This window comes from Micromonospora arida (assembly GCF_003857035.1).
Classification (GTDB): Bacteria; Actinomycetota; Actinomycetes; order Mycobacteriales; family Micromonosporaceae; genus Micromonospora; species Micromonospora arida.
On sequence record NZ_QGSY01000208.1, the window covers coordinates 26131 to 32426 of the forward strand.

8 protein-coding genes are annotated in these 6296 nt (G+C 72.0%); 6 read left to right on the forward strand and 2 right to left on the reverse strand.

Annotated elements, in window-relative coordinates; all coding sequences use genetic code 11:
- Positions 1–67: 67 nt before the first annotated feature.
- The 4 genes from DLJ58_RS19830 to DLJ58_RS19845 all read left to right on the forward strand — a co-directional run bounded on the left by DLJ58_RS19830 (position 68) and on the right by DLJ58_RS19845 (position 3087).
- Positions 68–988: a cytochrome c oxidase assembly protein gene (locus DLJ58_RS19830; RefSeq protein WP_372494870.1), complete on the forward strand. Its 921-nt coding sequence runs from the start codon at positions 68–70 to the stop codon at positions 986–988.
- Between the two features lie 103 nt (positions 989–1091).
- Complete coding sequence (locus DLJ58_RS19835; protein WP_091407513.1) at positions 1092–1487, forward strand: helix-turn-helix domain-containing protein; 396 nt, start codon at positions 1092–1094, stop codon at positions 1485–1487.
- Positions 1488–1578: 91 nt separating this feature from the next.
- Entirely contained in the window at positions 1579–2622 is a 1044-nt protein-coding gene (gene trpD, locus DLJ58_RS19840) for an anthranilate phosphoribosyltransferase (RefSeq protein ID WP_091407511.1), read from the forward strand.
- Between the two features lie 261 nt (positions 2623–2883).
- The gene (locus tag DLJ58_RS19845) at positions 2884–3087 is read left to right on the forward strand and encodes a hypothetical protein (protein WP_124858519.1); all 204 of its coding nucleotides are present in this window, start codon (positions 2884–2886) and stop codon (positions 3085–3087) included.
- Between the two features lie 145 nt (positions 3088–3232).
- On the opposite strand, the gene DLJ58_RS19850 is transcribed toward DLJ58_RS19845, so the two are convergent.
- A complete protein-coding gene (locus DLJ58_RS19850) occupies positions 3233–3658 on the reverse strand; it encodes a cytochrome c oxidase subunit 4 (protein WP_124858520.1) in 426 nt (141 codons plus the stop codon).
- Between the two features lie 9 nt (positions 3659–3667).
- Positions 3668–4639, reverse strand: coding sequence for an aa3-type cytochrome oxidase subunit II (gene ctaC, locus DLJ58_RS19855; protein WP_124858521.1), 972 nt, complete (start codon positions 4637–4639; stop codon positions 3668–3670).
- A gap of 289 nt (positions 4640–4928) precedes the next feature.
- On the opposite strand from ctaC, the gene DLJ58_RS19860 reads away from it, so the two are divergent.
- Both DLJ58_RS19860 and DLJ58_RS19865 read left to right on the forward strand, forming a co-directional pair.
- Positions 4929–6080 (forward strand): cysteine desulfurase family protein, encoded by a 1152-nt coding sequence (locus DLJ58_RS19860; RefSeq protein WP_124858522.1) that lies wholly within the window; start codon positions 4929–4931, stop codon positions 6078–6080.
- Positions 6077–6296 (forward strand): sulfurtransferase TusA family protein (locus tag DLJ58_RS19865; RefSeq protein ID WP_124858523.1); only part of this gene is annotated, 220 nt, incomplete at its 3' end. The genes DLJ58_RS19860 and DLJ58_RS19865, both read left to right, overlap by 4 nt.

A 6296-nucleotide genomic window follows, 5' to 3' on the forward strand; every position in this document is an offset into this window, starting at 1 on the left:
GTGGCAAACCTGCGCCTTCCGTGGCCCGAGCGTCAGGGTCCGGTTCGCCTGGCCTAGCCTGAAAAGCGTGCTGCACGTCGATCCGATCTTCGCCGCCACCTCGGCCCCGCCGCCGTTCACCGTCGGCGCGGTGCTGACCGAGACCCGGCTGGACAGCTGGCTGGCCCTCGGCCTGGTGCTCGCCGCCGGCCTGTACCTCTACGGGGTGTACCGACTGCGCCTGCGGGGCGACCGCTGGCCCATCGCCCGTACCGTGTTCTTCCTCGGCCCCGGCCTGGGCGGCATCGCGCTCGTCACGGTCAGCGGGCTGCACGCGTACGACACCGCGCTGCTGTCCGTGCACATGATCCAGCACATGGTGCTCTCCATGGTGGCGCCGATCTTCCTGGCGCTGGGCGCGCCGATGACCCTGGCCCTGCGGACCCTGCCGGTCGGGCCACGCAAGCGCCTGCTCGCGATCGTGCACAGCCGCGTCGCCCGGGTCTACAGCTTCCCGCTGGTGGCGTTCGCCATCTTCGTGGTCAACCCGTTCGTGCTGTACTTCAGTGATCTGTACCGCTACACCCTCGAACACGCCTGGGCGCACGAGCTGGTGCACGCCCACTTCATCATGACCGGCTGCGTGTTCTTCTGGCCGCTGCTCGGCCTCGACCCGCTGCCCGGCCGCTGGCCGTACCCGGCGCGTGCGCTGCTGATGCTGCTCTCCGTGCCGTTCCACACGGTGCTCGGCCTCACCATCATGCAGAGCAGCACGCTCTTCGGCGGCGACTGGTACCCGTCGCTCAACCTCGGTTGGGTCGACCCGTGGCAGGACCAGGTGGTCGCCGGCGGCATCCTGTGGGCCGGTGGCGAGTTCGTCAGTGTGACCATGCTCGCGGTGCTGGTGGTTCAGTGGGTCAAGCAGTCCGAGCGGGAGGCCCGCCGGGTGGACCGCGAGCTGGACCGCCAGGAGGCCCGCGAACGCGCAGCCGACGCCGCGCCCGCCTGAGCTGCCCGGACGGTACGCCCCGACGCACGACGTCGGGCGGGATGTCGGCTACGTCACGCCGACCGGTACGATCTGCGGGCAGCTACGAGGTGGGAGTTCCGGCATGACCGATCGTCTTTGCACCGTGTTGCTCTACAGCGACGACCCGCAGGTCCGTGATCGGATGCGGATGGCCGTCGGCACCCGGCCCGCTCCCGGTCTGCAGATCGAGTTCGTCGAGGCGTCGACCTACGCGGAGACCATCCGACTGGTCGACGACTACGAGATCGACCTGCTTCTGCTCGACGGTGAGGCGAGCCCGGGCGGCGGCATCGGCATCGCCCGGCAGGTCAAGGACGACCGGGACGACGCTCCCCCGACCTGCCTCGTGATCGCCCGCGCCGCCGACCGATGGCTCGCCGCGTACGCCGAGGTCGACGCGACGCTGGTGCACCCGCTCGACCCGGTGACCACCGGCGGCACGGTGGCCGAGCTGCTGCGGACGCACGCACCCGCCTGACGTCCCACGCTCCTCCGGCACCCCCACGGCGCCGGATCTCCTCGGCGCCGGTTCCAGCCCACCCGCACTTCGCATGCTCGGGAGGCCCGCCATGGGCGATCGGACCTGGCCGCACCTGCTCAACGCGCTGCTGCGCGGCGACGAACTCTCCACCGCCGACACCGCCTGGGCGATGGACGAGATCATGACCGGCTCGGCGAGCGCGGCGCAGATCGCCGCCTTCGCCGTGGCGCTGCGGGCCAAGGGCGAGACCCCCGCGGAGCTGGCCGGCCTGGTGGAGGCGATGCTCGGTCGCGCGGTCCCGGTCGCACTGCCCGAGGAGCTGCGCCGTACCGCGCTCGACGTGGTCGGCACCGGCGGTGACCTCGCCCACACGGTGAACATCTCCACGATGACGGCGCTGGTGGTCGCCGGCACGGGCGTCCGTGTCGTGAAGCACGGCAACCGGGCCGCCTCCTCCCTGTGCGGCACCGCCGACCTGCTGGAGTTCCTCGGCATCCCGCTGGATCTCGGCCCGGAGCAGGTTGCCCGCTGTGTCGAGGAGGCCGGCATCGGGTTCTGCTTCGCAGCCCGCTTCCACCCCGGGATGCGGCACGCCGGCCCGGTCCGCCGCGAGGTGGGCGTGCCCACCTTCTTCAACTTCCTCGGCCCGCTGACCAACCCGGCCCGCCCCCGGGCCGGCGCGGTCGGCTGCTTCGACCTGCGGATGGCCCCGGTGATGGCCAGCGTGTTCGCGGCCCGTGGCGACTCGGCGATCGTGATGCGCGGCGAGGACGGGCTGGACGAGTTCACCACCGCCGCGCCGACCCGGATCTGGGCGGCCCAGGGCGGCACCGTACGTGAGGCTGTGCTGGACGCGACGGACCTGGGGGTACCCCGGTCCACCCTCGCCGACCTGCGCGGCGGTGACGCCGCGTACAACGCCGGCGTGGCCCGTCGCCTGCTGGCCGGCGAGACGGGCCCGGTCCGGGACGCGGTGCTGGTCAACGCGGCGGCGGCGCTGGCCACCCAGGGCCCGCTGGACGGCGACCTGACCGAGGCGCTGCGCGCCGGCCTGGCCCGCGCGGCCGAGTCGATCGACTCCGGCGCGGCCGCCGCGACCCTGGACCGCTGGATCGAGACCGCCACCGCCTGACCTCACCGCCGCCCGACCCGTCGGGCGGCGTCTCGGCCGGTGATCGACTCGGGTTCCGTGAATCCGCGGTGTCCGGGCAGCCCGGAAGCCCCGACTTCGATGATGTCGGGTGGATCACGCGCGGATGCCGACGAGCGGCGACTGTGCGCGGAGATTTGTCGGACCCGTCTGGGAAACTACAGCTGAGTAGTTCTCTGCTGCCGTCGGTGCGTCACTGTCGCATCCGGGGGCGGTCCGCCTGGTATCCGAGAGGAGACGGCCGTGTCGCACCGCGAGCTCTACTGCGACGTCTGCGAGGGCGTGGCGCTGTTCGAGGCTCCGCCCTGCGTCGACGGCCACGGCACCGACTGTCCAGAGCTGATCTGCACCGACTGCGGCGCCGCCGTGGTGGTCAGCGCGGTCGCCTTCCCGGTCACCCGGCTGGCCGCCCGCCACCGCCAGCCCGCCCGCCGCCGCGCCGCCTGACCACAGCACCTCCCGACCGCCTAACCACCTGACCACCTGACCGCCGCACCACGCCGGGCAGGGTGGAACATGACCGAAGGCCCGCTCCCCTCTCGGGGAACGGGCCTTCGTCGTGCCGGGTCGGTCGCGACGGCGACCGGGTGGGTCAGTGCTCGGCGGTACGCCGGGTGCCGCTGTAGTACTCGAACAGAAGCCCACAGGCGGAGAAGACGACGGCCAGCAGGCCGGCACCGATCAGCCAGTACTGCCAGAACACCATGCCGAGCGCGGCGATCGCGGCGGCCAGCGCCAGACCGAACGGCCAGTAGCTGCCCGGGCTGAAGAAGCCGACCTCACCAGCGCCGTCGGCGATCTCGGCGTCCGGGCGGTCCTCCGGGCGCAGGTCGATGCGGCGGGAGACGAACCAGAAGAAGCCACCGCACATCGAGCAGAGCAGGAACGACAGCAGCAGGGCGACGGTGCCGACCCACTCGATGCCGCCCGACTCACCGTTCGTCCAGGCGCCGTAGAGGATGGTGGCGCCGAGGAGGAACCCGGCGATGATCAGGAAGATACGCCACTCGGTCTTCATGCGGCTGCCTCAGCTTCCCGTGCGGGCCGGAACGTCGTCCGGGTTGAAGTTGTCCTGCGTCCGCCGCGTGTCGAACGGCTGCGTGGTCGTCGCGTACGGCTCCTCACCGATCGCGGACAGCGCATCCTGGGTGGACTTGCCGTCTTGCTTGGCCGCGAGGAACTGGTCGTACTTCTCCGGCGAGACCACCCGCAGCTCGAAGTTCATGAACGCGTGGTAGCTGCCGCACAGTTCGGCGCAGCGCCCGACGTAGGCGCCCTCCGCGTCCAGGCTTGAGACCTCGAACACGTTGCGGATCTTGCCCGGCATGACGTCCCGCTTGAAGAGCAGCTCCGGCACCCAGAACGAGTGGATGACGTCGCGGCTGGTCTCCTCGAACCGGATGGACCGGTTGGTCGGCAGCACCAGCACCGGGATGACCTCACTGGTGCCGAGCGTCGACGCGGTGGTGCCGGCTTCCGTGCCCTGGCCGTCCCGGTAGTTGAACTGCCAGTTCCACTTGAACGCGACGACCTCGACCGTGACGTCCGGGTTCTTCGACAACTTGTCGACGTCGGTCTGCACGATCGCCGTGTAGTAGAAGAGCACGGAGACGATCAGGATCGGCGCGATGGTGTAGAGGAACTCCATCGGCATGTTGTAGCGGGTCTGCACCGGCAGCGCGTTGCCACGCTTGCGGTAGCGCACGACGCACCAGAAGATCAGGCCCCACACGAAGACGCCGACCGCGAGCGCGGCGATGCAGGAGGCGATCCACAGGTCGTACATCCGCTTGGACTCCGGCGAGATGCCGCCCTGCGGCCAGCCGAAGCCGTCGAACGTCTGACCCACGTCACAGCCCGTGAGCAGAACCAGCAACGCCACGCCACCGAGACCGAGCCCGGCCAGGCGACCAGCACCACGCCCCCGGCGTCCACCAACCCCTGGGGAAGCGCTGTGCCGTACGGCCGACGGCCGTACCTCCGAACTCCTTGCGACCACCTGGTCCTGCCTCCCTAGCGCGCCGCGGTGCGTCTTTCCTCGGCACCCGCGGCAAAGGCGTCACCGACGGTCGCAGATTACTCGACCATGACGGACTCGGCCGTGGTGGGGTCACTGTCCGGCCCCCATCGGGGGGATCCTAGGCATACCGCCGCGATAGCGTCTTGGTCTGTGAGCGCGAGGAGTGAGCCGGGGTTGCGAGCCCCGCAGCCACGAACGAAGGCAGGTCTGTGAGCGCGAGGAGTGAGCCGGGGTTGCGAGCCCCGCAGCCGCGAACGAAGGCAGGTCTGTGAGCGCATCCCCGGTCTACCTGGACGCGGCGACCGCCGCGCCGATGCATCCGGTCGCGCGGCAGGCGCTGCTGGCCGCGCTCGACGACGGCTGGGCCGACCCGGGCAAGCTGTACACGCAGGCCCGCCGGGCCCGGCAACTGCTCGACGCCGCCCGCGAGGCCACCGCGCTGACGCTCGGCGTCCGCGCCGACGAGGTCTCCTTCACCCCCAGTGGTACGACCGCAGCCCACGGCGCGGTGCTCGGGGGCCTGACCGGGCGGCGCCGGGTCGGGTCGACGCTGGTGCACTCGGCGATCGAGCACTCGGCGGTGCTGCACGCGGCGGAACGGCATGTCGGCGCGGGCGGGACCGCCACCGCGGTGCCGGTCGACCGGTTGGGCCGGCTGGACCTGACCGCGTGGTCGAGTGCCGTTCAGGCCCCGGGGGTCGCGCTGGCCGCGTTGATCACCGCCAGTCACGAGGTGGGGACGGTGCAGCCGGTCGCCGAGGCGGCGGCGGCGTGCGCCGACGTGGGTGTGCCGCTGTACGTGGATGCTGCGCAGTCGGTGGGCCGGGTGCCCCTGCCGGCCGGCTGGTCGGTGCTCACTGCGAGCGCCCACAAGTGGGGTGGGCCACCCGGCGTGGGGGTGCTGGCGGTCCGGAAGGGCGTTCGCTGGGAGTCGCCCTGGCCGGCCGACGAGCGGGAGAGCGGACGTACCCCCGGAGTGGTGAATCTGCCCGCGGTCGTGGCGGCGGCGGCGAGCCTGCGGGCGGCGGCGGCCGACGCGGCGGCCGAGGCGGCCCGGTTGGCCCCCCTGGTGGACCGGGTCCGGGAGCGGGTCGCGGCGGAGGTGCCCGACGTGGAGGTGGTCGGCGACCCGGTGCTCCGGCTCCCCCACCTGGTCACGTTCTCGTGCCTGTACGTCGACGGGGAGGCGTTGCTGCACGCCCTGGACCGGCGGGGGTTCGCCGTGTCGTCCGGCTCGTCCTGCACCTCGTCCACGTTGCGTCCGTCGCACGTGCTGGAGGCGATGGGGGTGCTCTCGCACGGCAACGTGCGGGTCAGCCTGCACCGGGAGACGACCGAGGCGGACGTGGAGCGGTTCCTGACCGAGTTGCCGGGGATCGTGGCCGGGCTGCGCGCGGAGGCTGGGGTGGTGGGGCTGTGACGATGCCGGACGAGGTGATCGACTGCCGGGGGCAACGCTGCCCGCTGCCGGTGATCGCGGCGGCGCGACGGATGCCCGAGGTGCCGGTCGGCACGGTGGTCCGGGTGCTGGCCGACGACCCGGCGGCAGCGGTCGACATCCCCGCCTGGTGCCGGATGCGCGGCCAGGAGTTCCTCGGCTCCGGAAACGGCCCGGAAGGCCCCGCCTACGACGTCC